We start from the raw sequence: 26,223 nt of genomic DNA on the forward strand, positions 1-26,223 counted from the left end.
TTACTCTCTGGATCTGTACGACCGCACCTGAACACAGGAAAGAGCACTAGCGACATGACGAATCACCCGAGGTATTCGCCACCGCCGCAGCAACACGGATACCGTCCGGCGTCCGATCAGGGTGGGACTGCAGGCCATTCCGGTTATGGGCAGCAGCAAACCTACCCGCAGGGCTACGAGTGGCGGCAGGGCCAGCAGCCGCAATACCGGCAGGCGTACGGTCCGTTCGCCGGGCAGGCCGGGCACTCCACGCACCCCGCCGGCGGACCGCCGCCCCAGTTGTCCGCGCCTCGAAAGCGTTCTCGCGCAGGCGCATTAACAGTCGGTGCGGTAGTCGTCGCCGTGGTCTCGGCCGGCATCGGCGGTGCGGCCGCCTCGGTGATTGCGCATCACGGGCAGCTCTCCTCGATCGCCGACGGTGCGATGCCCGGTGGGGCCACGCCCGGCATGCCGGCCTCGAACGCGCCGGTCGGCAGTGTCGAGCAGGTGGCAGCCAAGGTGGTGCCCAGCGTCGTCATGCTCGAGACCAACCTCGGGCGTGCGTCCGAAGAGGGCTCCGGCATCATCCTGTCCGCGGATGGCCTGATCCTGACCAACAACCACGTCGTCGCCACGGCGGCCAACCCCGGCAAGGCACCTGCGCCGTCGCACGGGCGTCCGAACCCCGAACACCAGGGTCCGGGTCCCGATGACGACCCCAACGGCCCCGGTCCCGATCCCGACCAGCCGGCCCCTCCCGGTGGCGGCGGTGGCAAGCCGAAGACCACGGTGACGTTCTCTGACGGGCGCACCGCGGAGTTCACCGTCGTCGGTGCGGACCCCACCACGGACGTCGCAGTGGTTCGCGTGCAAGGTGTTTCGGGTCTGACGCCGATCAACATCGGGTCGTCGGCCAATCTGCATGTCGGCCAGCCTGTGATGGCGGTCGGTTCACCGCTGGGCCTGTCGGGCACGGTGACCACCGGTATCGTCAGCGCGCTCAACCGGCCGGTGTCGACCACCGGAGAGAGCGGCAACCAGAACACCGTGCTGGACGCCATTCAGACCGACGCCGCGATCAACCCCGGTAACTCCGGTGGCGCGCTGGTCAACATGAGCGGACAGCTGGTCGGCGTCAACTCGGCGATCGCCACGCTCGGCGGTGACTCGCCGGACGCTCAGAGCGGTTCGATCGGGCTGGGTTTCGCGATTCCGGTCGACCAGGCCAAGCGCATCGCCGACGAGCTGATCAGCTCTGGTACCGCGTCACACGCTTCGTTGGGTGTGCAGGTCACCAACGACAAGGACACCCCCGGCGCCAAGGTCGTCGAGGTCGTCCCCAACGGCGCGGCCGCGGCCGCCGGCCTGCCCGGCGGAGTCGTCGTCACCAAAGTCGACGACCGCACGGTCAACAGCGCTGATGCGCTGGTGGCCGCGGTCCGATCCAAGGCGCCCGGCGACAAGGTGACGCTGACGATCAAGGATCCGTCCGGCCAAACCAAGAAGATCCAGGTCACCTTGGGCAAGGCCCAACAGTGACCAGAGCCGCCGCGCCATCGTCGGACGCCAGATATACGGTTGCAGCCATGGAACAGGGTGCGGACTTGATCGGCAGGGCACTGGTCGTCGTTGTCGACGATCACGGCGACGAGGACCACGCCGGTCCGTTGGTCACCGAGCTGCTCACCGAAGCCGGCTTCGTGGTCGACGGCGCGATCGCCGTCGCCTCCGACGAGGTGGAGATCCGCAACGCGCTCAACACCGCGGTGATCGGGGGAGTGGACCTGGTCGTGTCGGTCGGCGGCACCGGGGTGACTCCCCGCGACGTCACACCGGAGGCGACGCTGGACATCCTCGACCGCTTGGTCGCCGGGATTGCCGAAGCCATCCGCGCCTCGGGGCTGTCGGCGGGCATCATCGAGGCGGGTCTGTCGCGCGGTCTGGCCGGCATCTCCGGCAGCACGCTGGTGGTGAACCTCGCCGGTTCCCGGTATGCGGTGCGCGACGGCATGGCAACGCTCAATCCGTTGGCGGCCCAGATCATCGGCCAGCTCTCCAGCCTGGAGATCTGACGCTCGCTATGAGCAGGCCGGCCGGCGACGACCGCGACGCGTCACCCCAGACGTCGGCAGACGAACGTGACCCGGACGTGAGTCGAGACGTCGAGGCTCACGAGCGGTGGCTGCGCGACAACGCGCCCCCCCATCACCTCTGACTCGTCTGCGCGAACTACCTGTCTTCGATTGTGGGGCTCTCCGGGGCGTTGGCGGAGTGATGGCCCGTTGCGCCGCCGCTGGATTCGGCGAGCTGATCCCGGATCTGGGTGAGCAGTGAGAGTTCGGTGTCCTCGGCCTGCTTGACCTCACCGCGCTTGCGCAGCGTGTTGTAGGGCAGCACGACCAGGAAGTACACCACCGCTGCGATGATAATGAAGTTGATTGCGGCCGATATTGCGACGTTGAAGTCGATGAACTTGCCATCGCCGATGCCGACTTTCAAAAGTCCGACATCTGACTTTCCGCCGGCGCCGATCCGGTCGATCAACGGCTGGATGACACTTTCGGTGAATTTGGTGACCAAACCGGTGAACGCGGTGCCGATCACGACCGCGACAGACAGGTCGATGATGTTGCCGCGTGCGAGAAATTCCTTGAAGCCCTTGAACATCGGGATGTCCTTTCCACAGTGGGTCAGCCATGAACCAATTTCGAGCCCAAGAAAAAGCTAGCCGAGTCAAGCGGGTCACGCGAGAGATTGCTGGTTATCCGGCCGCGCGGTCAGTGCAGGGTGAGTGTCACCGTCGCGACCAGGGCCGCGCCGGCCACCGCGGTGGCTGAGCTTGCCGGCAGCGCGACCAGCACCACCCGCTCACTGTTTGCGCTCTGAGCTTTGGGTTTCGCCGACACCGAGACGACGATCGCGTCGGTGGCCACCACGTGCGGAGTGGCCTGGGCGCTGCCTTCCGCTGCTGCCACGACGTCGACGACGTCGCCTGGTCGCACCAGGTCGATCAACGCACTGTCGGCCGGATGCACCGGCACGATGCGGGCATCGGGGCCCGCGGCGGATTCGGCGAGGCGACGGCCGAGGAGTCGCACGTCGGTAAGCACCTCGCCGCGCCGGGCGGGCCCCGCCAGTGTCGAGCCGACGACCGCGTCGAGATCGGATGGTGATCCATCGGGAACCGTTGGCGCTGAACGTGTTTCGACGCGAACATCGTCGTCGGTCAATTCGGCGCCCGGGCCCAGGTCGTGCGACGCCACCACCACGCGCGTGCGGTCGTCGTTGGGATCGGGCCGTAACGCCGCAACACCAGCGAGCAACACCAGACCGCCCGCCGCGATGCGTCGCGCCCGCACGGTTCGCGACCAGTCGGGGCGCAGCCACTGCGAAAGACGGTTCGGCAGCGAAGGATTCAGCGATGTTCGGGCGTCGCCCACGCGCTCACCGTAGGCGCTACAGGCCAATGAGCGTGGCAGCTGAAGCGCCGCCTGTGGATAACCGGCTAGCTGGAGGTGGTCGCCGGCGACTTCGTCAATGACGACGACGAATCGGACGAGGACTTGTCGCTCGACGAACTCGGCTTCTCCGAGGAGCTGGACTTCTCGCTCGGACTACTGCTATCGGAGCTGGAGCCCTCTGAACCCGTCGACGAATCTGCGCTCGACGAGCTGCTGCTGCTCGAGCTCTTGGCTGCCTCGCGGCTGTCGTTGCGGTAGAACCCGCTGCCCTTGAACACCACGCCGACGTTGCCGAACAGCTTGCGCAGCCGCCCCGAGCACTTTCCGCACTCGGTCAGCGCGTCATCGCTGAACGCCTGCACCACATCGAAGCGGTTGTCGCACTCGGTACACGCGTAGCTGTAAGTCGGCACACATTCCTCCAGATGGTCTAAACGCTTAGCACTCTACAGTCTCAAGTGCTAAAACCGCTATGTGGCGGTGGTCATTCCCGGAGCCCGGATCGCTGCTTGGTTTCGCCGGCGCCGGCGCGCAGTAGCAAGAGTGTGTATATTAGTGTGTATGGCTCGATTGAACGTATATGTGCCCGACGATTTGGCGAAGCGCGCCAGGGCGCGGGGCTTGAACATCTCGGCGCTAACTCAGGCCGCGATCAGCGACGAGCTAGAGAACTCTGCAACCGAGGCATGGCTGCAGGGGCTGGAGGCCAGAACCACCAGCGCTCGGCACGACGACGTGTTGGATGCGATAGATGCCGCTCGCGATGAATTCGAAGCGTGAGCGCCCCATCCCCCTCGCCGCCGGAACATGTGGTCATCGACGCGAGCGCCATGGTCGATCTAGTTGCTCGCACTGGTGACAGGTTCCCGGCGGTGCGCGCACGGCTGGCTCGAACCATCATGCATGCGCCGGCACACTTCGACGCCGAGGCGTTGTCAGCGCTTGGGCGCATGCACCGCGCCGGTGTACTCACCGTTGCGCAGGTCGATGCGGCACTCGATGAACTGCGGCAGGCGCCAGTGACTCGACACGGCCTCTCATCGCTGCTTGCTGGCGCGTGGGCGCGTCGTGACGCCCTCCGCCTCACCGACGCTCTCTACGTCGAGCTGGCCGATACAGCAGGTCTTGTGTTGTTGACCACGGACCAAAGATTGGCACGCGCTTGGAGTTCGGCTGACGCCATTGCCTGAGCGATATGCAAGGCACGTCCCCGGAGCGCCGTCGCCAGATAATGGTGCGCACCATGCACTCGCATCGGATACTGCTAGTCGGAGGCATAACGGGAGGTGTCGTGGGCGCAGCCAAGGCCGGATCGATGTTCGGCAAGTACCAGCTCACGAGGCTGCTCGGGCAGGGCGGTATGGGTGAGGTGTATGAGGCTCATGACACCAGCAAGGACCGCACGGTAGCGCTGAAGATCTTGCGCGAAGAGGTTTCTCGGGATGAGGGGTTCCGCACGCGGTTTCAGCGAGAGTCGCGTGCCGCGGCGATGCTGGAAGAGCCCCACGTCATCCCGATTTACGACTGGGGTGAGATCGACGGAAACCTCTACATCGACATGCGACTGGTGCGCGGCCACGATCTTCTTGAACTGCTCCAACGTGGCCCCCTTGAGCCGGAGCGTGCGGTCGGGATCATCCGCCAGATCGGCGCAGCGCTCGACGCTGCGCACGCGCAGGGTTTGATCCACCGCGACGTCAAGCCGCAAAATATCCTGATCACAGCGGCAGAAGATTTCGCCTACCTGATCGACTTCGGAATCGCCGAAAATCGTGGCGACACCCGATTGACGGTCGCTGGCAGCGCAATCGGATCCTTCGGGTATATGGCGCCGGAGCGCTTCGAGGGTCGTCCCACGACGCCGGCGGTTGACACCTACTCGCTGGCCGGTGTGCTCTACGAGGCGCTCACCGGGGAGCCGCCATTCAAAGTCGGCTCCATGGAGCAGGTGATCGCCGCCCACCTGTCCTCGCCACCGCCGCGACCCAGCGCCGTAAATCCGCGTGTGCCGGCCGCGTTCGACGACGTGATCGCGCGCGGCATGGCGAAAGATCCCGACGATCGCTACGGCAGCCCCGGAGCGTTGGGCCGGGCCGCCCAACGCGCGCTCGGAGCAACATCGTCGGCACCCAGCACCGGGCCCACCGCGGTGACCCAGGCCGCGCCGACTTACCTGGCTCCTTCGGTGCCGGGTGATTCCGGACCCAGCCTCGCGGCATGGCAAGTCGGACAACAACACTCACCCGAGCCCCCAGCAACGATCGGCTAGTCAGGCTCGCCCGTGGCTGGTGCCGGCAGTAGTGATCGTGGCGGCAGCGTTGATCCTGGGAGGCATCGGTATCGTGATCGGATTGATTGCCCGGCAGAATTCCGCCCCACCCACCAGCGCTGCACCCTCGATCGCTTCCGCGGCACCGCCACCGGCGCCGTCCTATCAGCCCGAGGAGCCTCCTTCCCCGCCCAACCCGGCTCAGCCCTGCAGTTCAGCCGACCATCGTGGGCCCGCCCGGAACCGACGCGCAAGGTTGGATCGCTTACCCAGTCGCGCGGTGTGACATGGGAACTCAGCTGGCAGCGATCGCCCGCACGACACAGTCAGTGTTGGTAGTCTGCGAAATTCAGCCCGGAACCTTCTACTACCGCGGTGTTCGCCTCAGCGACGGCGCGAGCATCGAACTCGCCAATGCGGTGCGCTCTTCTGTCGGTTTCGACGTCACGAACCCGACAGATGGGACGCGGTACCTGATCAGGCCGACGAGTCTGACTATCGCGCCGTCAGACGGAAACGCATCGACCGAGACGGTACTGGAGTACGCGACAAGCTAGTCCACCCCCCGCTTTCGGCGCCGTTCGAGACAAAGTCAGCTAGGCGACACCGGCGGCGCTGGCTTTGGCGGAAAGATTTGGTTACCGACGTCCACAGCCAGAAGGTGGCTTGTGACAGCATTTCCGTATGACTGAGGTGGAAAAGTCTTTTCAGCGCGAGAACATGATCTACCAAGTCGTCGCTTCGCGCCGCCTCCAGTGGGACTACCTTCTGTGGCAGGTACCCGTGCTGAGCCTCACTGCGCAGGCATTTCTATTCACAATCGCCGTCGGCGGGGCGTCTAGCCAGTTCGCGCGCATCGTCTCGTCACTTCTAGCGATGGTGATCACGTTCCTGTGCTTGACGCTCATGGCTCGCCATCGTGAAGCCGAGATACACGATGCTCATTGGCTCGAAGACTTCGAAGAGGATGAGTGGGGCAGCGACCCACGACAGCGCTTCAGGATCCACGGTGAAGCCTTTGCCCGAAAGCGTCCGGAGCTTGGAATCTACGGAGGTTGGACAGAGCGAATCGTGGCGCCTTTGCCTGGGCGCAAGACGTTGCCAGGCTTTAAAACCTGGGTCTTGGGTTTGCTTTGCTTCGGCATCGCCGCGTTTACGGTGCTTGTCGTCTCGATCTTCGCCCCCGAAGCATTTCTGGCACCTCAACAGCCTTCGGGACCTGCAAGTTTGAGCGTCACAGGGCGGTCATACCCTCTATCCGATGCTGAGTGCGAATGGGATTATTGGTGTCGGTGAAGGAACTCGGCCTACGCGAATCACTCCACACGGGCTGAGTCGAGGCACGACTGCGCCCGCATTGGTAGAGGCTCGCGACGCATTGGGCAATTGATCCGAAAAGTTATCGGGGATGGTCGATTTCGTAGGTTCCCTGGTCATCTGAGACGGCGACGGTAACCTGACGGCGGGCACCGTTGACGGTGGCGTCGCAGGTGAATGTCGTTCCTTGGCGAGCGCTGGGGTTGCGGCCGCCGTTGCAGCTGACGTCGGTCACGTTGTTGGCGCCGTAGCCGCTGGCGGAATCGGAGAGGGTCTGCAGAACGCCGGCCTGAACTTTGGTGACGTCGAGGACCGTACCGCCGGTGATGCCCAGGTTGGAGACGTTGGCCAGGAGCACCGCAACCGCGATCAGCGCTGCTACGGCGCCTACACCGACCAGGAGCCAGGGCATGAGTCCCTTGCCGCGGGAGGTGTCAGTACTTGTGGGTTCGGTTGGCGGAGTTCGGTGTTCGACTGCGGGTGGTGGTGACGGCGTGGCGCGGTCTGGTCGCTGCAGGTACCAGGGGATGTCGGGGGGTGGACGGCGTGCCGGCGGAGGCGCGGGTACCGGGTGGCCCCGTTGAGGAGTCGGCCGCGGTCGGGCGATGCTGGTGTGGTCGTCCGAGTTCGGGCGGCTCAGATACCACGGTGTGTCCGATCCGGGTTCGCGTTCGGGCCCGGGCTGAGGAGGGCGGTTCACGGGAAGTTGCCGTAGCAGTGGGCGGTGTCACCGACGAGGCCGGAGCGGAAAGCGGTGATCCGGGTGAATCCGGCGGGCACGCTGTCACCATTGGTGTCGCTGGCGACCAGGTGGTTGGTGAGTAAGCCCGAGATCGCTTCGTCGAGGTCGCCGGCGTTGAGCACCAGGGTGCGACCAGATGGCAACGCAACGGGTGCTGCCATGTCGCGCTGGGCAACCCCGGTCAGGCATGCGGTGCGGAGTGCGGCGCGTTCGCCGGTCAGCGTGACGCCTTGTTGGTGCTGGACGGCGAGCATGTATCGCGATGTGACGACGGAGAACGCGGTGTCGTCGCCTTGCAAAAGTTCCCGACTCTTATTGTCGGCGTATGTGCCGATCCGTTGCAGGCCAGCAAGATCGACGTTGACGGTGTTGGTTGCGGGGCAGTACGACGCTGGTGGGCTTGAGCGCGTGTCCGCGCACGTAACGTTGCCGCCAACAGTCAGAGTGGGCACCTCGTCCGGGTGAAAAATCTGGGTGAGGGTTTCCATCAGCAGTGCCAACGAGTCCTCGGTGATGGACATTTCGCCAGCTTCGGCGGAGGAGTAATCCTGCAACGCCGGGGGGAGGCCGACGTGGCGGCGGGCGATCTCGTTTTTGTCGATCGCGGCGCAAGTGGCGGCATCGCCGTCGAATCCCTCTTGAAAGGCGCCGATGCGGTCGAGCGCGGAACCGTGTGCACCAGGAGCCTTTTCGGATTCATCGATGGGATCGCGTAGTGTGATTCCGCCGGCGAGGACGTGGTCGAGACCATCGGTGGTGTTCATGGCAAAATGGGTTGATCGGCCTTGCGCTACCCAGTGCAGATAGACCCCGGCGAAGCAATCGGCCTGCTGTTCTTTGACGATGGTGCGAGATAGCCGGTGCACGGTGTGTGCTCTGGTCTGCACGGCGTGGCCGAGCTCGTGTGCCAGCACCGCTGCCACGGACACGTCTCCGAAGTACTTGCGTGCGTCGGGGATGAGAACGCCGCGGTCCCACGAAATCGAATCGTCGCGAAGGCAATACGACGCATTGGGATCTGAGTATATGACGGTCGTGCCGCACACCCGCCCGCTGGCGGGATTGCTGGCGTCGTAGGACCGCGTGGCGGACACCGGCCGGTATTCGCTACCGAAATACTGCGGGTAGGTGACAGTCCAGAATTCCTGAATGTCGTTGACCGCCAACAGGGCAAGGCGATCGTTGTCACCGCCATCGGTTCGCTCGACATGGCCTCGTGGTGGAGGCGCGTCGGGGCGCACCCCGCTAAAGCCGCCAGCGGACGGCAAGCCGCCGACGCGGTCAGGGTCATACAGCATCGATGCAGCCCGGCCCTGAATCATGTTGGGGGCACACGCGGTAGCCGACAGGGCCAGGCACGCTGCGAACAGGCAGCCGGCCCAGCTGCGGCCGCGGAATTGCCGATCGGTGGGGCCGCGTAGACGGTGCGACATGACATACCTCCCCGAGTCGCAGGCAGCGGCGGCCGGTGTCGCCGACGTTATCCCAACACTTACATGTCGTGCTCAATATCCGAGTCGCCGCCGACGGGACCGCACAGGATACTGGCGCGCGTCCTCCGGCTTTATCGTCGGACGCGGCGGCATTAGAAGCCAGTGCCCTTATTGTTAACTAAATTTTCCCTTAATTTTCTTAACCTCAGTGTACGGTTCGTTGGATGGATGTCAGGCAAAGGATGGCGGTCGAATGACCACGATCGGCCGTAAACACGCGGTGGTGCTGGGTGCGGGAATGGCCGGTCTATTTGCGACGCGAGTGCTTTCGGAGTTCTACGACTCGGTCACCGTCGTGGAACGTGACACCTTGCCCGATCATCAGGATCACCGAAGAGGCGTGCCCCAAGACCGCCACTTGCACGCTCTCCTGGGCCGCGGTGTGCAGGTGCTGTCGGAGTTGTTTCCGGGGGTACTCGATGAGATGGACGCAGCTGGTGCCGTCATCGTCCGAGACGGGGACCTGTCACGGCTCTACGCACGGATGGGCGATTGGGAGCTGGCCCGCTCGGGCAGAATCGCTGACCCGACGGCATTGACACTGTGTCTGGCAAGCCGTCCGTTCATGGAATTCCATCTGCGCCGGCGGGCAATGGCACTGCCCAACGTGACGTTTTTGGACGACCATGATCTCCTTGAGATGCTCGCGAATGCTGACGCGGTGACCGGTGTGCGAATTGTCCACCGCAGCAGCGAGCTAACGACAGCTCTGGATGCTGATCTTGTCGTCGACGCGACGGGGCGGGCGACGCGTACACCTGTGTTTCTCGAGCGCCTGGGATATGGACGCCCGGCAGAGGAGCGGTGTCCGACTCCGGTCGGTTATTCCAGTCAACGGTTCGTCATCTCAGACGGCGGAATCGACCAACAGTTGGTCATATCGAACCGAGGATCTCGACATCCCTCGGTGCTTCTGTCGGCCTGCGAGCACAACACGTGGATGTTAGCTGTCGGTCGCTCGATCGAAAGTGGCGGGGCGCCTGAAGGTTTCGCCGAGATGCTGGCCCTGGCCGGAGAAGTTCTCCCTCGAACCATTAGCGAGCAACTGTACGCGGCTCTTCCCCTCGGCGATATCGTAAAGTTTCGCAACCCGGCCTCGGTATGGCGGCGTTACGACCAGATGCCGCAATTCCCAACGGGCTTATTGGTGATCGGTGATGCGCAGTGCAGCCTCAACCCGATCTACGGACAAGGCATGACCATGGCAGCGCTGCAGGCGCTGGCGCTGCGTGATTGCCTCTACAGCGGGGCCGCTGGGTTGGCACGCCGCTTCTTCCCAAGCGCCGCACAACCCATCGCTCAAGTCTGGGCGCGCAACCGATCCAACGAACGCATGCCCCTGACAACTGGCAGGCGGTCGCTGCGTAAGCGGCTGCGCAGTCAGATCATCAAGAGCACCTTGGTCGCCGCGTCCGAAGACCCCGTGGTGACGGAAAGTCTCCTCCGGGTCGCGCACCTCATCGGACAGCCTAACCAACTCAACAACCCCAAATTGCTCTTACGCATCGCAATCGTCAGCGCGCGCCACCTCTTCGTGAAGTTGCGGGACCCGCAAGCCGAGCCGTCGCCTCAGCTAGCCCATGCGGTCGCGCCCACCTAAATGAACTCCATCACGGGGACCCTGCAAGGCCAGTAGCCAGTTCGTCAGGAGATCGCGTAGTATCTAGGCAGTCGAAATTCTAAGTGTTCGTGTTCAAAACACGCTCGCGCAGAAACTTGGTGCGGGCGTTTCTTTCTCCTTGCAGGGCAAGTCAGAAGCAGCGTCTGATCATTCGGCCGCCGGTTCGCACGGTGCGACCGGTATCTCTGACATAGGAGAATTAAATGGCACAGGGAACTGTGAAGTGGTTCAACGCCGAAAAGGGCTTCGGCTTTATCGCGCCCGAAGAGGGTCCGGACGTCTTCGTTCACTACTCCGAGATTGATGGCGGCGGCTTCCGCAGCCTCGAGGAGAACCAGAAGGTTGAGTTCGAGATCACTCAGGGCGCGAAGGGTCCGCAGGCCTCTAAAGTTCGCGCCATCTGACCCACCCCCAGACAAAGAAACCGCACCCGCTCTGTTGTGAGCGGGTGCGGTCTCGTTTGACGGCCTGCTGCATGACCCGTACACCGCGGCGAGCATCGGCTTCGTCCGCGGCCCGGACACCTCGTCGACCGTGCAGATCGACCACGTGGTGTCGCTGTCCGACGTCGCCGCGACTTCGCGAACGATCCGCGCAACCTGCTGGCCGTCGGCGGACAAGTCAACTCAGACAAAGCATTTCGCGACATCGGGTCGTGGCTGCCGCCGAACGCCGGCTTTCGGTGCGCCTTCGTCGCCCGGGTTGTCGAGGTGAAGACGGCCTACCAGCTATGGGTGTCGGGCAACGAGAAACGCGATGCGCCGGGTGCTGCGGGACTGCTAACCCGCCAGCTCGACCAAGCCCAGGCCCGGGGTCAGCGCATGGGTCATCGGCACATCATGCGACTCGTAGGGCACCTCGTCGAGCAACTCCTCGTCGCGGACAATGGCGATCAAGCGGGCCCGCGGATCCCGCAACCCCAGCGTGCGGTCGTAGAAGCCCCGGCCGCGGCCCAGTCGGGCCCCGGAGCGGTCGACCGCCAGCGCCGGAACCAGAACGACGGCGGCCTCGGCGACGGTGCTCGCCGGCAGCCAGGGCCCGGGCGGTTCGAGCAGCCCGAACCGCGCGGTCACCAATTGACCCGGCCGGTACTCACCCCACTGCAGCGCCACCGCGTCGTCGTCCGCCGTGGTCCGCGCCACCGGCAGCAATACCCGGTCGGCACGGCGCTGCAGTACATCGAGCAGTTCGATGGATCCCGGCTCGACACCGACGGGGACGTAGGCGCACACCGTGCCGCCGTCGATCGCCAGCCCGCTAACATGCCCGGCCAGCGCGGAGGCTTGCTCCAGGCGGACGCCGTCGGACAGTGAGCGACGAGCGGCCAACAGCCGCTCCCGCAATGCGGCCTTGCCCTCGGTCGCCACAGGGTCAACGATATGGTTTCAACAATGGCAACTTCACCCAATTCGGTTCCGCGCACGGCGATCGTGCCCGCGGCCGGTCTGGGCACCCGTTTCCTGCCCGCGACCAAGACCGTGCCCAAGGAACTGTTGCCGGTCGTCGATACGCCGGGCATCGAGTTGGTGGCGGCGGAGGCGGCCGGCGCCGGCGCCGAACGACTGGTGATCATCACCTCCGAAGGCAAAGACGGCGTCGTCGCGCACTTCGTCGAAGACCTGGTGCTGGAAGGCACGCTGGTGGCGCGCGGCAAGGACGCCATGCTGGCCAAAGTCCGCCGCGCCCCGGCTTTGATCAAGGTCGAGTCCGTCGTGCAGGGCGAGCCGTTGGGTCTGGGGCACGCGATCAGCTGCGTCGAGCCGGTGCTATGGGACGACGAAGACGCGGTCGCGATCCTCCTTCCCGACGACTTGGTGCTGCCGACCGGCGTGCTCGAGACGATGTCGAAGGTGCGCGCCCAGTACGGCGGCTCGGTGCTGTGTGCCATCGAGGTGACGCCGGAAGAGATCAGCTCCTACGGCGTTTTCGACGTCGAGGCGGTGCCCGGAGCTGACAAGGACGTCCTCAAGGTCAACGGCATGGTGGAGAAGCCGAAGACCGAAGATGCGCCGTCGTTGTATGCCGCTGCAGGGCGCTACGTCCTGGATCGCGCGATCTTCAAAGCGTTGCAACGCATTCAGCGTGGTGTCGGTGGCGAGATGCAGCTGACCGATGCGATCGCATTGCTGATCGCCGAGGGGCATCCGGTGCACGTTGTGGTTCACCGCGGCTCCCGACACGACTTGGGAAATCCCGGCGGCTACCTCAAGGCTGCGGTTGACTTTGCCTTGGACCGTGACGACTACGGGCCAGATCTACGGCGTTGGCTGGTGACTCGACTGGGTCTGGCCCAAGGCTAGGGGCCGAAAGGCCAGCAAGCGCCGCCCAACCGACGAGAAAGGCGCGCTGTGCGTTCGGTGGAGGAGCAACAAGCCCGGGTGACGGCCGCCGCGGTGGCGCCGAGGCCGGTGCGGGTCGCGATCGCCGAGGCGCAAGGGCTGTTGTGTGCCGAAGAAGTCGTTACCGAACGCCCGCTGCCCGGCTTCGATCAGGCCGCCATCGACGGTTACGCGGTCCGCAGCGTCGACGTCCTTGCTGTACGGGAGGCCGACCCCGCGGACGAACAGCACGACGACGACGGCGAGGCGTCCGATTCGGGGTCGGACCGCGCCGGTGTCACCCTGCCGGTGATGGGCAGCGTGCAGGCCGGTGCCCGAACGCCCAGCAGACTCCAGCCAGGGCAGGCTGCGCGAGTGCAGACGGGTGCGCCGCTGCCGACACTCGCCGACGCGGTGTTGCCGTTGCGCTGGACCGATGGAGGCCAGTCGCGGGTGCGGGTGCTGCGCGGCGTGCGATCGGGTGCCTATGTGCGACGCACGGGTGACGACGTTCAGCCCGGGGACGTGGCCGTGCGGGCCGGGACGATCATCGGCGCCGCCCAGGTGGGACTGCTGGCGGCGGTGGGACGCGAACGGGTGCTGGTGCATCCGCGTCCGCGGGTGTCAGTGCTCGCGGTCGGCGGCGAGTTGGTCGACATCTCGCGCACGCCGGGCAACGGACAGGTCTACGACGTCAACTCCTACGCGCTGGCGGCCGCGGCCCGTGACGCCGGCGCTGAGGTCAACCGGGTCGGCATTGTCAGCAGCGATGCGCGAGAACTCGGGGAAGTCGTTGAGGGACAAGTGAATCGCGCGGAGATCGTGGTGATCGCCGGCGCGGTCGGCGGTGCGGCGGCCGAGGCGGTGCGTTCGGTGCTGTCAGGGCTCGGCGAGATGGAGGTCACCCGGGTCGCCATGCATCCCGGCTCCGTGCAGGGCTTCGGGCAGCTGGGCCGCGACGGGGTGCCGACGTTTCTGCTGCCCGCCAACCCGGTCAGCGCGCTGGTGGTGTTCGAGGTGATGGTCCGGCCGCTGATCCGGTTGTCGCTGGGCAAGCGGCAGCCGATGCGCCGGGTCGTGCAGGCGCGCACGCTTTCGCCGATCACTTCGGTGGCCGGGCGCAAAGGCTTTCTGCGCGGCCAGCTGATGCGCGATCAGGACACCGGCGAATACCTGGTGCAGGCGCTTGGCGGCGCGCCGGGCGCCTCGTCGCATCTGCTCGCGACGCTGGCCGAGGCAAACTGTCTGGTCGTGGTTCCCCGTGAAGCAGAGCAGATCCGCACCGGCGAGATCGTCGACGTCGCGTTTCTGGCTCAGCGTGGCTGAGCGACCCGGCTCGTGACCGTGTGGCGCTCCGCCTCCCAACACCCCGGCTGGCCCGCCGCGGTGGGACCGCTGCGGGTGTCCGCGGGTGTGATCCGGTTGCGCCCGGTGCGCCTGCGCGACGCCGCGCAATGGAGTCGGGCCAGACTGGCTGACCGCCCTCACCTGGAACCTTACGAGCCCAGCACTGAGGCGGATTGGATTGCGCGACACTCGATTTCAGCGTGGCCGACGATCTGCTCCAGCCTACGGGCGGAAGCCCGCAAAGGCCGGATGCTGCCCTATGTGATCGAGTTGAACGGCCAGTTCTGCGGGCAGTTGACCATTGGGAACGTCACGCACGGGGCCTTGCGGTCGGCCTGGATCGGCTACTGGGTGTCCAATGCGATGACGGGGCGCGGCGTGGCCACCGGAGCTCTGGCGCTGGGTCTCGATCATTGTTTCGGTCCGGTCCGACTGCATCGGGTGGAAGCCACCGTGCGGCCGGAGAACGCGGCGAGCCGGGCGGTACTGGCGAAGGTCGGGTTCCGCGAAGAGGGACTGCTGCGCCGCTACCTCCAGGTCGACGGCGGCTGGCGTGATCACTTGCTGGTGGGCCTGACCGTCGAGGAGGTCTACACCTCGGTGACGTCGGCGCTGGTACGCGACGGGCACGCCCGCTGGGCTTAGCTCGCTTATCCTGCCGAATACTCGCGGCGTGTCGTGTTACAAACGTGACTTTTGTGACTAATGATGCTCGTTATCGACGTCGTCAACGGGCCACGTCTGGCGGGGAAAGGAGCGGGTCGCCATGCCAAGCATCCCGCAATCGTTGCTTTGGATCTCACTCGTGGTGCTCTGGCTGTTCGTGCTCGTTCCCATGTTGGTGAGCAAGCGCGACGCGGTGCGACGCACCAGCGACGTTGCGCTCGCGACCCGCGTGCTGAACAACAGCACGGCCGCCCGACTGATCAAGCGAGGCAAGCCGGCGGCCGGGCACCGAAGCGACCCCGACTGGCAGCCCGACGAAGACTCTGACAGCTTTGACGCCGACATAGAAGACGAAGACGACAACGAAGACGAGGATGCCCCGCCGTCGCGCGTCATGGCCACCGTCGCCGCCCCGCTGTCTGCGGAGGAGACCGGGCCGGACTACCTCGACGTCGACGTGATCGACCCCGAGTCGGCCGCGCTGTCGGCCGGCCACGCGGACGTTGACGACGAGCCCGACACCGAGGTCAACCTCGCCGTCGAGTACGACGACGAGGGCGAGGCGTTCGACGACGCCGACGAGTACGAGTACATCGACGACACGTCGGGGATTCCGGTCGCTGAGGAGCAGCCGACAACCGCGTCGCCGGCGTTCGACCGGCGGCATCGCTACGACGCCGACAAGGCCGCCGCGGTGACCGCGCGCAAGTACGCCGCGCGCAGGCGGGTGCTGATGATCATGGCGCTGACGTTGGTCCTCGCGGCAACAACGGCGTTCCTGGTGACCTCGTCGGCGTGGTGGTTCTTCGGCATTGCCTCCGCAGTGACCGTGCTCTACCTTGGCTACCTGCGCACGCAGACCCGGATCGAGGAGCGCGTGCGGCGCCGCCGGAGTCAGCGGATGGCGCGCTCGCAGCTGGGCGTGGAGAACATCTACGACCGCGAGTACGACGTGGTCCCGTCCCGGTTGCGGCGGCCCGGCGCGGTGGTTCTGGAGATCGACGACGAGGACCCGGTCTTCGAGCACCTCGACTACGCGCCGTATGCGCGGGAGTACCAGTGGGACCTGCCGCGGGCGGTCGGCCAGTAGCCTTTCGGCGACACCGGCCGCGACTGGTAGCCTGATCTACCGGTCAGGGGCTATAGCGCAGTTGGTAGCGCGTCTCGTTCGCATCGAGAAGGTCAGGGGTTCGATTCCCCTTAGCTCCACAGAGATTCAGCAGGTCAGGGCTCTTCTAGCGGCCCCTCGTCGTTCATGCGTCGAATGCCGACGCGACAAAGCGGTTTAGCATCTGTCGTTCGACCCGACTGTTCCCTGCGGGCCAATAGGCCAATGACACCACCAGCCGCACAATCCATTGCGCCGCTTGCGGATCGGCGTCGGTGATACCGGTGAGCTCGGCGGCGAGATGCGCCAGCACGGGTGACGAGTGCAATTCGCCCAGTTCGGGCAAGCTACTCGCGTTGAGCATCAGCCGCCGATTGGGGACCGACCTGATCTGTTCCAGTGCCACGGTGATGGCGGTAATAACGCGCTCAGGCCCACTCAGTCCCTCGACTGCACGGCGAACGGTGTCGATGACGCTTGCAGAAAGGCGCAACAGCACTGCGTCGCGTATCTGGGCCTTGCCTCCGGCGTAGCGGTAGATGGTCGCCCTTGAGCAGTGGACCTGTGATGCCAGGGTGTCGATGTCGAAAGCGTCGAATCCCCGTCGGATGACGAGATCCGTTGCGGCAGCGTAAATACGATCTGCCGCTGCCATTCGACGATCTCCACCTACGACCCAGTCGTCTCGAACCATCGGGCGCTTCACCTCCGCGTGCCATCGGCAACATATCTTCTCAGATTTGAGACAAACTGCACCACGAGTCTCATTATCGGTGCAGGTGAACGCGCGCACCTGAGACAGCAGGGGTACCTGTTGCGAACGGTAGATCGCAACCTCGGGGACTTCATTTGACGCGGTCAGCCTGCGCCGCTCAGCCTGTACCCATGACCTCGGTGGATGGCGGACTCGGTCTAGCCCTGTTTGACGATCGGCACATCCAGAATCCATATCCGCTCTACGAGCAGATGCATCAAACGGGTCCCGTCCATCGGATCGCACAATCCAGCTTCTACGCCGTCAGCAGTTGGGATGCCGTCAACGAGGCCGTCGCGCGGTACGGCGACTTCTCGTCCAATTTGACCGCGACGATGATGTACCAACCCGGAGGCACCGTGGGCGCCTTCGAAATCGGCGCACTTGGGGGAGCCACCCAAGCCTTGGCCACCGCTGACGAGCCGGCGCACTCGCTACACCGAAAAGCGCTGTTGCCGCAACTTGCTGCCAAGCGCATCCGCGCCTTCGGGCCGTTCATCAGCGATACCGCTGCGCACCTGTGGACCGCCAACGCCCACGGCGACCACATCGAATGGATGAGTGCGATGGCCAACCGGCTGCCGATGATGATCGTCGGTCGCATCATCGGCGTCCCGGACGCCGACATCGACAAACTCACCCGATGGGGATATTCGGCGACCCAGTTGGTCGAAGGGCTGGTGACCCAGGATCACATCGAGGCTGCCGGCGTTTCGGTGACGGAGCTCAGTGAGTACATCTCCGAACAGTTCCGGAAGGCCGCGGCAAACCCACAAGACAATCTGCTGGGTGACCTGGCCACAGCATGCGCCACCGGCGTCCTGGACGACGTGGCCGCAAGGACCATGATGATCACCCTGTTCAGCGCGGGCGGCGAGTCCACAGCATCCCTGATCGGTACCGCTGCTTGGATTCTCGCGACCCAACCTGACGTACAGCAGCGGGTGCGTATCCAACCGGAACTGGTTGGCGCGTTTCTCGAAGAGGTGCTGCGCTACGAGCCACCTTTCCGTGGCCATTACCGCCATGTGCTCAACGACACCGAACTATGCGGCGTGCAACTGCCGGCCGGGTCGCGCCTGCTCCTGCTATGGGGTGCAGCCAACCGTGACCCGACGCACTTCGACCACCCGGATCAGTTCCGACTGGACCGCCCAACGGCCAAGAGCCACATCACTTTCGGCAAGGGTATCCACTTCTGCGTCGGAGCAGCCCTCGCCCGATTGGAAGCTAGCGTCGTGCTCAGTCGACTGCTGGAACACACCTCGAACTTCGGGGCCAGTGCGACCGGGCCATGGCTGCCGAGCCTTTTGGTGCGCCGCCTCGAATACCTGCACCTGGCACTGGCCTGAGCGAACCCGGTTGCGCATTTTCAGCGGTGGGTAGACGCGTCACTGCTCACTAGCAGCAGCCCAGGCTTGACGATGTCAGTCCTACGTTGGCGTCACACCGTGGGAACCAGGTTTGGCCGTGCTTCCAACCCGTTGTCTCCACCAGCCAGCGGTTCTCCGCGAGCGCAAGCACGCGACGGAAACCTCTCGGCGCTACTTGCGCGGGCTCGACTCCCCATCTCAGCGGGTAAACCGTTGTGATTAACGGCTTAACGTCCGGACTGCGGACCCATCATCTCCGGTCCCATCGCGCTTGGCTTCATCTCACCCGGCTTCATCTCACCAGGCTTCATGTCGCCGGGCTTCATGTCGGCACAGCAGTCCTTCTGTTCGTGGGCCATCGCCGCATGCCCCATCTGCATGTGCGCGTGCTCGCTGTAATTGAGAAAGAAGCCGGCCAGAAAGATCCCGGCGACGATGAACAGCCCGCCGGCGACGATGCCCACCCACGACAGTGCCTGGTTGAGACGGCTGGGGCTGGCCGTGGGTGCGGTGCCTGGATCGTCGGTTGACGGGGTAACGGTCGTTTCGGCCATCAGGTGAACCTCCTGTTTTCGCGTTGGTGGACACGACGTTACCCCACCCGGGGTGGGGTGGGGCGGGTAAGCTCGTCGAAGGTTCGCGGCGCCGCTGGAAGGAGACCGTCGATGTCAGAGGAGTTGACGGCGAAGAAGCGTTCTGCGCTCAACCGGCTCAAGACAGTGCGTGGCCACTTGGACGGCATTATTCGAATGCTGGAATCCGACGCCTACTGCGTCGACGTGATGAAGCAGATCTCCGCGGTGCAGTCGGCGCTCGAGCGAACGAACCGGGTGATGCTGCACAATCACCTCGAAACCTGCTTCTCCGAAGCTGTCGTGGCCGGCGAAGGAGAGACGGCGATCGCTGAACTGGTCGACGCACTCAAGTTCAGCCCCGCTTTGACCGGCCCCGACACCTGCTTGAACGGAACGACAGCCGACCAAGCCGTGAAGGCGCATACTCCCTAGGCCGCCGGCCAGTGGTCACCATGCGCCGGGTAGGCGTGGATCATCGCGGCCGCGAGCTTGGGCAGGGCGTGGGTCAGGTCATGCTCACTGTCATGTGCGATGCGGTGTGCGGCACCCAGACTCAGCGTCGGGTCGACGTCGAGCTCGGCATCTGCGTGGAGTCGGTGACCGATCCAGCGCAGCCGCACACTGCGCACCGACCGCACTCCTTCGCGGCTGGCCAACACAGCTTCCGCGGTATCGACCAACTCGGGATCGACACCGTCGATAAGGCGACGGAACACGTCGCGCACAGCGGTCCGCAGCACGGCGAGGATGGCCACGGTGATGATCAGCCCCACGATCGGGTCGGCAAGCGGAAAGCCCAATGCCACGCCACCGGCGCCGATCAGCACGGCCAGCGAGGTGAACCCATCGGTGCGGGCGTGTAGACCGTCGGCCACCAAAGCGGCTGAGCCGATGCGCCTTCCGACCCTGATGCGGTAAAGCGCCACCCACTCGTTGCCGACGAACCCGGCCAGACCGGCCAAGGCGACCCAGCCGAGATTGGTGATGGGCTGTGGGTGGACGAGTCGTTGGATGGCCTCGTAACCGGCCACCATCGCCGACAGCGTGATCATCGAGACCACGAACAGTCCGGCGAGGTCTTCGACCCGACCGAATCCGTAGGTGTAGCGCCGGGTGGCGGCTTTTGTGCTGAGCGCGAACGCAATCCAGAGCGGGACGGCGGTCAGGGCGTCGGAGAAATTGTGAATGGTGTCCGCGGCCAACGCAATCGATCCGGAGACGACGACGATAACAATCTGGGCGACTGCCGTCGCGCCCAGCACCACGAGGCTGATTTTGACGGCACGAATCCCCGCGGCGCTGGATTCCAACGCGCTGTCGACACTGTCTGCCGAGTCGTGCGAGTGCGGCGCGAAGATGTCCTTTATGGCGGCCCGCAACCCGCTTGGATGGTCGTGGTCGTGCTCGTGATCGTGATCGTGGGGGTGTAAATGGCTCTGAGCTTGCGTATGCGTCATCGTTGGGCTGCCTTGCGCTGGTTGCGGTCTCGGGAAATGCTGTGCACAGTGCCGTCGCCGCGGTGGTGCGCCGGAACCCCGGGTCCGGCATGTTCGGCGTTGAACACCGCGTCGGCGACGAGCTGGCTGACGTGTTCGTTTTCCAGGCTGTAGAAGATCGTGGTGCCCTCTCGGCGGGTGCGGACCAGGCGCGCCATCCGGAGCTTAGCCAGGTGCTGCGACACCGATGGCGCTGGTTTGTCCACCCGTTCGGCAAGTTCGGTCACGGACATCTCTCCGCCCGTCAGTGCCCACAACACCCTGATCCGGGTGGGGTCGGCCAACATTCGGAAGACTTCGACGATCAGGTTGACTTCGTCGTCCGGTATCGACGCAGAAATGGCATTACTTGCGTTCATACGCAGATAGTAGCGGATATGGCATCGCTACTGCGCGCTGGTGCCGCCGGTCGCCTCGAAAACCACCCGACGACCGATCTCGACGGCGTGGTCGGCGAAGCGTTCGTAGAATCGTCCGAGCAGGGTGATGTCTACGGCCGTCGCGACGCCGTGCCTCCATTCGGTGTCCATCAGGACGTTGAACAGTTGCTGGTGGAGCTGGTCCATCGCGTCGTCTTCGCGGCTGATGTCGGCGGCTTGCTGTGAATCGCGGGATATCACAACATCTTTGGCGCTGTTACCGAGCTCGACCGCGACGCGGCCCATTTCGGCGAAGTGTTCCCGCACTTCGTCTGGCAATACGTGGTTGGGGTGGCGGCGGCGCGCGATCTTCGCGACGTGAAGGGCCAACCCGCCCATCCGCTCCGCGTCGGCCACGTTCTGCAGCGAACCGACCACGAGTCGCAGGTCGCCGGCGACGGGCGACTGCAACGCGAGCAGGACGAAGGCCGTCTCCTCGGCCTTGGTTTGCAATTCGACGATGTGGTCATGATCGCCGATCACCTGCTCGGCGACGGGCAGATCCGCGTCCAACAACGCCCGCGTCGCGCGGTCCATCGCCAACCCGGCGAGACCGCACATGTTGCTGAGTGTGTCAGTGAGCGCGTCGAGTTGCTCCTGGAACGCCGTCCGCATCAGGCCAGCCTTAGCGGGACGCGACCAGGCGCGTCCACGTCGATGAACTCGTCATGAACCCTATCTTTACGGATAAGCACGGTCGTTGCCGTGGAAAGAACGAAGGGCCAGTGTTGAGCCTAGGACGTTGAACGTCAGGGGGTAGCGATGCCGCTGTCGAGATTGCTCGCGAGGATCGTCGCGTACCTTCGCGCCGGTTGGCCGGTCACCGACTCGCAGAGCTTTCTCGGGTCGTCTCCGGCGCGAACCGCGATGAGCGCGCCGAGCGTGACCAGGCTGCGGGAGCGCCGGTCCAACCCAGGCTGGCGAAGCCGTCGTGGCGCAGGCTTTCGATGCCGTCCGGAAGCAGTCCGGGCATCAAGTCGTGGAAACGGCCAGGCCATCGGTGCGGGCGTCGGTCCTGGATTGTCGCCTTTCGGTGCGGGGGTTCGCGGGAGAGCTGGTATTCCAGGTAGTTGTCCCAGTTGTCTACCCGGCGACGTAGATCGTCGGTGACCGACTCCACGCCGCCGCCATCGCTGCATCTCAAATGCGCGTCACAGGAAATCCAAAGTTTGGGTCGATCAACGACAAGCGTAAACACAGCCAGCCTGGATGAACCATAATCAGTTTCGTGGAGCGACGACGTAACGGGCAGGAACGCCTACCGCCAATGGCGACGCTCAAGCAGTTGCCCGCCTTGGTGGTGCTGGAGCGGATTCCGATTCCGGTGCTGGCCATCGCGAATGACGGCGCGCTGGTGTTCGCCAATTCCGCTTTCTCGGAAATGGTCGGCCGGGCACGCGATGACGTGGTTGCGATGACGTTCGACGAGATCTTCCACTTGCCGCTCACCACGGAATCAGCGGTGTCGGTCGTTCAATCTTTGGCCAACGAGGTTGTCGAATTAGCGCATCAGGACGGGTCGAGTGTTCGCGCGCTGATGAGTAAATCAGCGTTGATCCGTGCCGACGACGATATCGCGCTCGCAACATTTCATGATCTGACCGAGCAGCTGTGGCTTGACGAGCGCTAGCCGGTCTTAGTCCCCGGAAATGTCGGGAGGCGCTACGGCCTTGATTGCAAGAGCGGTTCGGCGCTTCAAGAATTGCCCGAAATAATTGATCTTGTCAGGATGCACGATTCCGCGGAGCACGGTCGACAACGCTTTCTCGTAGTCGCCGAGCAATACCACCGGATCGTCGAGGTGGCTGGCCTGACGCATCCCCATGTAAATCGACACCAGCAGGCGACCGATATCTTCGGGATCGCCACGGTCAATGACGTCGCCCTCGCGAATACCGCGGCCGGCGATTTCGCCGAGCAGTTGGATCCAGCCGCCCAGCAGCCGTTCCTGCAGCTTCTCCGTCCGACCGACGGACTCGAGGAGGTTGAACGCGGCGCGAGTGACATTTTCGGTGATGTCGGCCATCGCGATCAGATACGAGACGTCGATCAGCGTTTCCAGCCCGGACAGTTTCCGGGTCATCAATTCCTGAACCGCGGCACCGGATTTCGCGGTCTGTTCATCGACAATCGCGAGGGCGAGTGCGTGCTTTGAGCGGAAATGGAAATACATCGCGCCCTTGGTCAGCTGCGCTTCGGCCAGAATGTCGTCGAGGCCGACCGCGTAATAGGGGCGTCGGGCAAACTGGTGCGCCGCGGCTCGCAGAATCTGCTCGCGCGTTGTATCGGAACGCTTGTCGCCTACTTCAGTCATTGTTGTCAGATCGTATTCGATGTTAGTGCCTGGCTATCGGCCAGGAATGGCATTGGCATCCAACGTGATGAGAGTAGCGATTCCATGGCGTTTCCGGGGAGAGGACGCGATAAAAGATATCCCTGAGCGCGATGGCACCCGTGCCGCATCAGAGTCAGCGCGGCGGCCGGGGTCTCCACACCTTCGGCCACCAGCTGCAGGTCAAAGGCTTCGGCGAGGCCGATGATGGCCCGCACGATCGCCAGATCGCGGCTGCTGGTGCCCAGGTCGCGAACAAACGACGTGTCGATCTTGAGAATGTCGACTGGCAGCGATTTCAGGTGCGACAAGACCGCATAACCGGTGCCGAAGTCGTCGATGGCGATCTGAACCCCGACCTCCTTGAGCGCCTCGAGCGTCTTGCGGGTGGTGTCGATGTCGCGAACCACGGCTCGCTCGGTGATCTCCAGGCACACCGAGCCGCCATCGAGGCCGAACTCGTCGATGGTCTCGGCGACGTTGCTGACGAAACCTCGGTTGATCAGCTGGGCCGGCGACACGTTGAGGCGCAATGTGGTGTTCTGTCCGACGCCGCGGGACCGCCAGCGGCTGAACTCCGCGATTGCCGTCCGCATCACCCAACGGCCCAGGTCGTTGCCCAAGTTGGCGGATTCGGCCACGCCGATGAACGACTCCGGCAGCAGCAGACCCCAGGTCGGGTGTCGCCACCGGACCAGTGCCTCGACGGCGACGATCGCCCCGGTCCACAGGTCAACTTCGGGCAGGTAGTGCAGCAATAACGCTTCGTTGTCGATGTCGCCGCGCAGGCTCAGCTCGATGTCGTTGCGGAACAGGCGCTGCAGCGCCATGTCGTCGCTGGAGACCGCCACGCTGTTGCCGCCGGCCCGCTTGGCGCTCAGGACGGCCTCGTCCGCGCGGTGCAGCAGGTCGCTCGTGGTGTCGCGTCCCGGGGCGCCCACCGCGACGCCCACGCTGACGGTGCGGGTGATCACGTGGCCGCCGAGCGCCATGCGATCGCGCAGCGCAGCGCACAGTTCTTCGCCGGTCTTCTCCGCTGCCTCGATGGACATCGACTGATCCGGCACGACGACGAATTCATCGCCGCCCAAGCGGGCCGTCATGCTTTTGGCGCCGGCTCTCATCCGAAGTTGTTCGGCGAAAGTCCGGAGGTACCAGTCGCCGGCGGTATGACCGAGGTAGTCGTTGATCGACTTCAGCCGGTCGAGGTCGAGGTACAGCACCGGGACGGGGCCCGGCTTGCCCGCCGCGAGGCGCTCCGACAGATGAGCCATCAGTGCGCGACGGTTGTGCAGGCCGGTCAGATCGTCGTGCTCGGCCAGGTTGCGGAGCTTCGCTTCGGCGGTGATACGGGCCTGCAGCTGGGCTAGCAAGGACGCGACGGTCTGGATCGCGTTGAGTTCGTCGGTGCGCCACTTCTTTTTCTTGAACTTAACGCAGGTCAGCTGCCCGGTGGTGACTTCGCCGGAGATCAGCGGCGCCGCAACCACCGACGGGGACGTGAACTTGGCGGTGTCCAGACCCCAGCGTTCCTGTGCGGCGGCGTTCCAGCGCGCGACGATCGCATCGCTTGCTTCCGGCCGGATGATCGTCAGCTTTTTGCCGTGCTCGCACAACGCCAGAACCGGGTCGGCACTGCTGAAGTGAGCGACCGCAGTCGGATCCGGGGTCGATTTGTCGCAGCGGGGTGGCCAGATCGCGACCAACTTCGAGACCCGGACTTTGTGGTCGTTGTGCCGCAGCAAGGCGCAATCGATATCGAGGTGCTCGACCAGCTCGGCGAGAACTTGCTCGTTGACGTCGGCCACCGTCGACGCCGTCGTCTCCATCAATCGGGTGGCGACGCGGGTGACCAGATTGCGCGGCAACGTCTCCTCCGATGCTATGCGAGCTCGAAATGCCGCGTGGGGTATCCGCGATAAGTTATTGGGCGTCGGTGAAAAAGTCTCGAAGTCGGAGCGCAGCAGTTCGGGTAACTATATACGGCGAGGATCGCCATTGCCGAGGTAAGCGATTAGTCCAACTTTCTTAACTAAATAAACGCTTGATTTAACCCGCACGGCATCGGCCGAGCGCGGCCGCGCACGTCTTCAAATCGCACGCACTGCTCGCCGTTGGGGCGCAAGCGATTCCGCGTGCCGACGAAGGCTTCTACTCGATGGCCTGACCGGGCTTGCCGGCCGTGACGAATTGCATGTTGCGCTGGATCTGCTGCTTGATGTCGACCAGGCCGGACTCGGCGAACAGGTCGACGAACGCGTCGCGGTCGAACAGGCGTAGCCCGATCGCTTTCGCGCTCGCCTCGGCCGCATAGCGAATCGGCGCTATGCGACTCGCGTAGCTGGTCAGGATTGCCACCCGACCGCCGGGACGCAGCACCCGAACCATTTCGCGGGCGACTCGAAACGGTTCGGGCATCAGATAGAGCGCACCGAAACAGCAGACAGCGTCGAAGGTTTCGTCACCAAACGGCAGCGTTCCGGCGTCGCCGCGGACGTAGCAGTTACGGGCGCCGCTGTTGTCCTGGACGGCGCGGGTCAGCATCGGCACCGAAATGTCCAACCCAACCGCGAGTCCGCCCACCGGTAGCTGCTCCGCCAGCTTGCCGGTGAAATTTCCCGGCCCGCAAGCAATATCGAGTAGCCGGGATGCACCCGACAGGCCCAGGGCCTCCGCCGCGCGGCGCTGCTCGGCGCCGGTGGTGACGCCGCTGGCGACATAGAACGCCACTGGGCGCCACAGCCGTTCATACACCGTTGCGACCAGCGGGCTGTTCATCGCAATCTGCGCCAGCGTGGGGGTTTCGCTGGCCACCGACTCGCCGAGGACGTCGAGGAAACCGCGCCGCAGGCTCGCCTCGCGGTCGAGCAGGTCGCGGGTTGTCTGCAGCGGATCGTCGGTGCGGGTCACGTGAGTGAGTCTGCCGGGGCGCGCGTCCTTGCTGCAACATGCT

At 64.6% G+C, this 26,223-nt stretch carries 30 protein-coding genes, 1 tRNA gene and 1 pseudogene; 17 read left to right on the forward strand and 15 right to left on the reverse strand.

Going from position 1 to position 26,223, the window contains the following annotated elements:
- Positions 1-54 precede the first annotated feature (54 nt).
- On the forward strand, positions 55-1,518 hold the full coding sequence (locus tag ACQY5A_RS13290) for a trypsin-like peptidase domain-containing protein (protein WP_428340817.1): 1,464 nt from the start codon (positions 55-57) through the stop codon (positions 1,516-1,518).
- Positions 1,519-1,565: 47 nt separating this feature from the next.
- Positions 1,566-2,051: a MogA/MoaB family molybdenum cofactor biosynthesis protein gene (locus tag ACQY5A_RS13295; RefSeq protein WP_428340818.1), complete on the forward strand. Its 486-nt coding sequence runs from the start codon at positions 1,566-1,568 to the stop codon at positions 2,049-2,051.
- A 157-nt stretch (positions 2,052-2,208) separates the two neighbouring features.
- On the opposite strand, the gene mscL is transcribed toward ACQY5A_RS13295, so the two are convergent.
- From mscL to ACQY5A_RS13310, 3 genes are all read right to left on the reverse strand, one after another.
- Entirely contained in the window at positions 2,209-2,646 is a 438-nt protein-coding gene (gene mscL / locus ACQY5A_RS13300) for a large-conductance mechanosensitive channel protein MscL (RefSeq protein WP_428340819.1), read from the reverse strand.
- A 110-nt stretch (positions 2,647-2,756) separates the two neighbouring features.
- Complete coding sequence (locus ACQY5A_RS13305; RefSeq protein ID WP_428340820.1) at positions 2,757-3,419, reverse strand: SAF domain-containing protein; 663 nt, start codon at positions 3,417-3,419, stop codon at positions 2,757-2,759.
- Between the two features lie 65 nt (positions 3,420-3,484).
- Complete coding sequence (locus ACQY5A_RS13310) at positions 3,485-3,853, reverse strand: FmdB family zinc ribbon protein (RefSeq protein ID WP_428340821.1); 369 nt, start codon at positions 3,851-3,853, stop codon at positions 3,485-3,487.
- A gap of 148 nt (positions 3,854-4,001) precedes the next feature.
- Here ACQY5A_RS13310 and ACQY5A_RS13315 point away from each other — a divergent pair, with 148 nt between their 5' ends.
- The 5 genes and pseudogenes from ACQY5A_RS13315 to ACQY5A_RS13335 all read left to right on the forward strand — a co-directional run bounded on the left by ACQY5A_RS13315 (position 4,002) and on the right by ACQY5A_RS13335 (position 7,005).
- Positions 4,002-4,220, forward strand: coding sequence for a type II toxin-antitoxin system CcdA family antitoxin (locus ACQY5A_RS13315; protein ID WP_428340822.1), 219 nt, complete (start codon positions 4,002-4,004; stop codon positions 4,218-4,220).
- A gap of 50 nt (positions 4,221-4,270) precedes the next feature.
- A complete protein-coding gene (locus ACQY5A_RS13320; protein ID WP_428341503.1) occupies positions 4,271-4,630 on the forward strand; it encodes a type II toxin-antitoxin system VapC family toxin in 360 nt (119 codons plus the stop codon).
- 125 nt (positions 4,631-4,755) lie between these two features.
- A pseudogene (locus ACQY5A_RS13325) lies at positions 4,756-5,911 on the forward strand (serine/threonine-protein kinase); the annotation flags it as partial.
- 85 nt (positions 5,912-5,996) lie between these two features.
- Positions 5,997-6,266 (forward strand): hypothetical protein, encoded by a 270-nt coding sequence (locus tag ACQY5A_RS13330; protein WP_428340823.1) that lies wholly within the window; start codon positions 5,997-5,999, stop codon positions 6,264-6,266.
- A gap of 127 nt (positions 6,267-6,393) precedes the next feature.
- Complete coding sequence (locus ACQY5A_RS13335; RefSeq protein ID WP_428340824.1) at positions 6,394-7,005, forward strand: hypothetical protein; 612 nt, start codon at positions 6,394-6,396, stop codon at positions 7,003-7,005.
- Positions 7,006-7,108: 103 nt separating this feature from the next.
- Here the strand turns inward: ACQY5A_RS13335 and ACQY5A_RS13340 are convergent, their stop codons facing one another.
- Positions 7,109-7,438 carry a DUF4333 domain-containing protein gene (locus tag ACQY5A_RS13340; protein ID WP_428340825.1) on the reverse strand — a complete coding sequence of 110 codons (330 nt, stop codon included), beginning with the start codon at positions 7,436-7,438 and terminating at the stop codon, positions 7,109-7,111.
- Positions 7,439-7,722: 284 nt separating this feature from the next.
- The gene (locus ACQY5A_RS13345) at positions 7,723-9,201 is read right to left on the reverse strand and encodes a peptidase (RefSeq protein WP_428340826.1); all 1,479 of its coding nucleotides are present in this window, start codon (positions 9,199-9,201) and stop codon (positions 7,723-7,725) included.
- A gap of 280 nt (positions 9,202-9,481) precedes the next feature.
- Here ACQY5A_RS13345 and ACQY5A_RS13350 point away from each other — a divergent pair, with 280 nt between their 5' ends.
- Positions 9,482-10,861 carry an FAD-dependent oxidoreductase gene (locus tag ACQY5A_RS13350; protein ID WP_428340827.1) on the forward strand — a complete coding sequence of 460 codons (1,380 nt, stop codon included), beginning with the start codon at positions 9,482-9,484 and terminating at the stop codon, positions 10,859-10,861.
- A gap of 224 nt (positions 10,862-11,085) precedes the next feature.
- Positions 11,086-11,286, forward strand: a complete 201-nt coding sequence (locus tag ACQY5A_RS13355) for a cold-shock protein (protein WP_428340828.1) — start codon at positions 11,086-11,088, stop codon at positions 11,284-11,286.
- Positions 11,287-11,661: 375 nt separating this feature from the next.
- On the opposite strand, the gene ACQY5A_RS13360 is transcribed toward ACQY5A_RS13355, so the two are convergent.
- Entirely contained in the window at positions 11,662-12,249 is a 588-nt protein-coding gene (locus ACQY5A_RS13360; RefSeq protein ID WP_428340829.1) for a 5-formyltetrahydrofolate cyclo-ligase, read from the reverse strand.
- A 24-nt stretch (positions 12,250-12,273) separates the two neighbouring features.
- Here ACQY5A_RS13360 and ACQY5A_RS13365 point away from each other — a divergent pair, with 24 nt between their 5' ends.
- The 5 genes from ACQY5A_RS13365 to ACQY5A_RS13385 all read left to right on the forward strand — a co-directional run bounded on the left by ACQY5A_RS13365 (position 12,274) and on the right by ACQY5A_RS13385 (position 16,422).
- Entirely contained in the window at positions 12,274-13,182 is a 909-nt protein-coding gene (locus ACQY5A_RS13365) for a UTP--glucose-1-phosphate uridylyltransferase (RefSeq protein WP_428340830.1), read from the forward strand.
- Between the two features lie 48 nt (positions 13,183-13,230).
- Entirely contained in the window at positions 13,231-14,526 is a 1,296-nt protein-coding gene (gene glp / locus ACQY5A_RS13370) for a molybdotransferase-like divisome protein Glp (RefSeq protein ID WP_428340831.1), read from the forward strand.
- 12 nt (positions 14,527-14,538) lie between these two features.
- The gene (locus ACQY5A_RS13375; protein WP_428340832.1) at positions 14,539-15,192 is read left to right on the forward strand and encodes a GNAT family N-acetyltransferase; all 654 of its coding nucleotides are present in this window, start codon (positions 14,539-14,541) and stop codon (positions 15,190-15,192) included.
- 121 nt (positions 15,193-15,313) lie between these two features.
- A complete protein-coding gene (gene sepX / locus ACQY5A_RS13380) occupies positions 15,314-16,303 on the forward strand; it encodes a divisome protein SepX/GlpR (RefSeq protein ID WP_428340833.1) in 990 nt (329 codons plus the stop codon).
- 46 nt (positions 16,304-16,349) lie between these two features.
- Positions 16,350-16,422: transfer RNA gene (locus ACQY5A_RS13385), tRNA-Ala, on the forward strand.
- Between the two features lie 44 nt (positions 16,423-16,466).
- On the opposite strand, the gene ACQY5A_RS13390 is transcribed toward ACQY5A_RS13385, so the two are convergent.
- Complete coding sequence (locus tag ACQY5A_RS13390; RefSeq protein ID WP_428341504.1) at positions 16,467-17,015, reverse strand: TetR/AcrR family transcriptional regulator; 549 nt, start codon at positions 17,013-17,015, stop codon at positions 16,467-16,469.
- Positions 17,016-17,206: 191 nt separating this feature from the next.
- On the opposite strand from ACQY5A_RS13390, the gene ACQY5A_RS13395 reads away from it, so the two are divergent.
- Complete coding sequence (locus tag ACQY5A_RS13395) at positions 17,207-18,427, forward strand: cytochrome P450 (protein WP_428340834.1); 1,221 nt, start codon at positions 17,207-17,209, stop codon at positions 18,425-18,427.
- Between the two features lie 248 nt (positions 18,428-18,675).
- Here ACQY5A_RS13395 and ACQY5A_RS13400 read toward each other — a convergent pair whose 3' ends face one another.
- On the reverse strand, positions 18,676-19,002 hold the full coding sequence (locus tag ACQY5A_RS13400) for a hypothetical protein (RefSeq protein WP_428340835.1): 327 nt from the start codon (positions 19,000-19,002) through the stop codon (positions 18,676-18,678).
- A 111-nt stretch (positions 19,003-19,113) separates the two neighbouring features.
- Between ACQY5A_RS13400 and ACQY5A_RS13405 the strand changes: the two genes are divergently transcribed.
- Positions 19,114-19,455 carry a metal-sensitive transcriptional regulator gene (locus ACQY5A_RS13405; protein ID WP_428340836.1) on the forward strand — a complete coding sequence of 114 codons (342 nt, stop codon included), beginning with the start codon at positions 19,114-19,116 and terminating at the stop codon, positions 19,453-19,455.
- On the opposite strand, the gene ACQY5A_RS13410 is transcribed toward ACQY5A_RS13405, so the two are convergent.
- From ACQY5A_RS13410 to ACQY5A_RS13425, 4 genes are all read right to left on the reverse strand, one after another.
- Positions 19,452-20,480 carry a cation diffusion facilitator family transporter gene (locus tag ACQY5A_RS13410; protein WP_428340837.1) on the reverse strand — a complete coding sequence of 343 codons (1,029 nt, stop codon included), beginning with the start codon at positions 20,478-20,480 and terminating at the stop codon, positions 19,452-19,454. The genes ACQY5A_RS13405 and ACQY5A_RS13410 overlap by 4 nt on opposite strands.
- Positions 20,477-20,878: an ArsR/SmtB family transcription factor gene (locus ACQY5A_RS13415; RefSeq protein WP_428340838.1), complete on the reverse strand. Its 402-nt coding sequence runs from the start codon at positions 20,876-20,878 to the stop codon at positions 20,477-20,479. Before ACQY5A_RS13415 ends, ACQY5A_RS13410 begins: the two co-directional genes overlap by 4 nt.
- Before the next feature lie 27 nt (positions 20,879-20,905).
- Positions 20,906-21,553: a phosphate signaling complex protein PhoU gene (gene phoU / locus ACQY5A_RS13420; protein WP_428340839.1), complete on the reverse strand. Its 648-nt coding sequence runs from the start codon at positions 21,551-21,553 to the stop codon at positions 20,906-20,908.
- A gap of 205 nt (positions 21,554-21,758) precedes the next feature.
- Positions 21,759-22,058, reverse strand: coding sequence for a hypothetical protein (locus ACQY5A_RS13425; protein ID WP_428340840.1), 300 nt, complete (start codon positions 22,056-22,058; stop codon positions 21,759-21,761).
- A 147-nt stretch (positions 22,059-22,205) separates the two neighbouring features.
- Between ACQY5A_RS13425 and ACQY5A_RS13430 the strand changes: the two genes are divergently transcribed.
- Positions 22,206-22,568, forward strand: a complete 363-nt coding sequence (locus tag ACQY5A_RS13430; protein WP_428341505.1) for a PAS domain-containing protein — start codon at positions 22,206-22,208, stop codon at positions 22,566-22,568.
- Positions 22,569-22,574: 6 nt separating this feature from the next.
- On the opposite strand, the gene ACQY5A_RS13435 is transcribed toward ACQY5A_RS13430, so the two are convergent.
- The 3 genes from ACQY5A_RS13435 to ACQY5A_RS13445 form a co-directional block, all read right to left on the reverse strand.
- Positions 22,575-23,252 (reverse strand): TetR family transcriptional regulator, encoded by a 678-nt coding sequence (locus ACQY5A_RS13435; RefSeq protein ID WP_428340841.1) that lies wholly within the window; start codon positions 23,250-23,252, stop codon positions 22,575-22,577.
- A 5-nt stretch (positions 23,253-23,257) separates the two neighbouring features.
- A complete protein-coding gene (locus tag ACQY5A_RS13440) occupies positions 23,258-25,138 on the reverse strand; it encodes a putative bifunctional diguanylate cyclase/phosphodiesterase (RefSeq protein WP_428340842.1) in 1,881 nt (626 codons plus the stop codon).
- Positions 25,139-25,421: 283 nt separating this feature from the next.
- Entirely contained in the window at positions 25,422-26,180 is a 759-nt protein-coding gene (locus ACQY5A_RS13445; protein WP_428340843.1) for a methyltransferase domain-containing protein, read from the reverse strand.
- Between the last annotated feature and the right edge of the window lie 43 nt (positions 26,181-26,223).

It is taken from the genome of Mycobacterium sp. (genome assembly GCF_965277065.1).
Taxonomy (GTDB): domain Bacteria; phylum Actinomycetota; class Actinomycetes; order Mycobacteriales; family Mycobacteriaceae; genus Mycobacterium.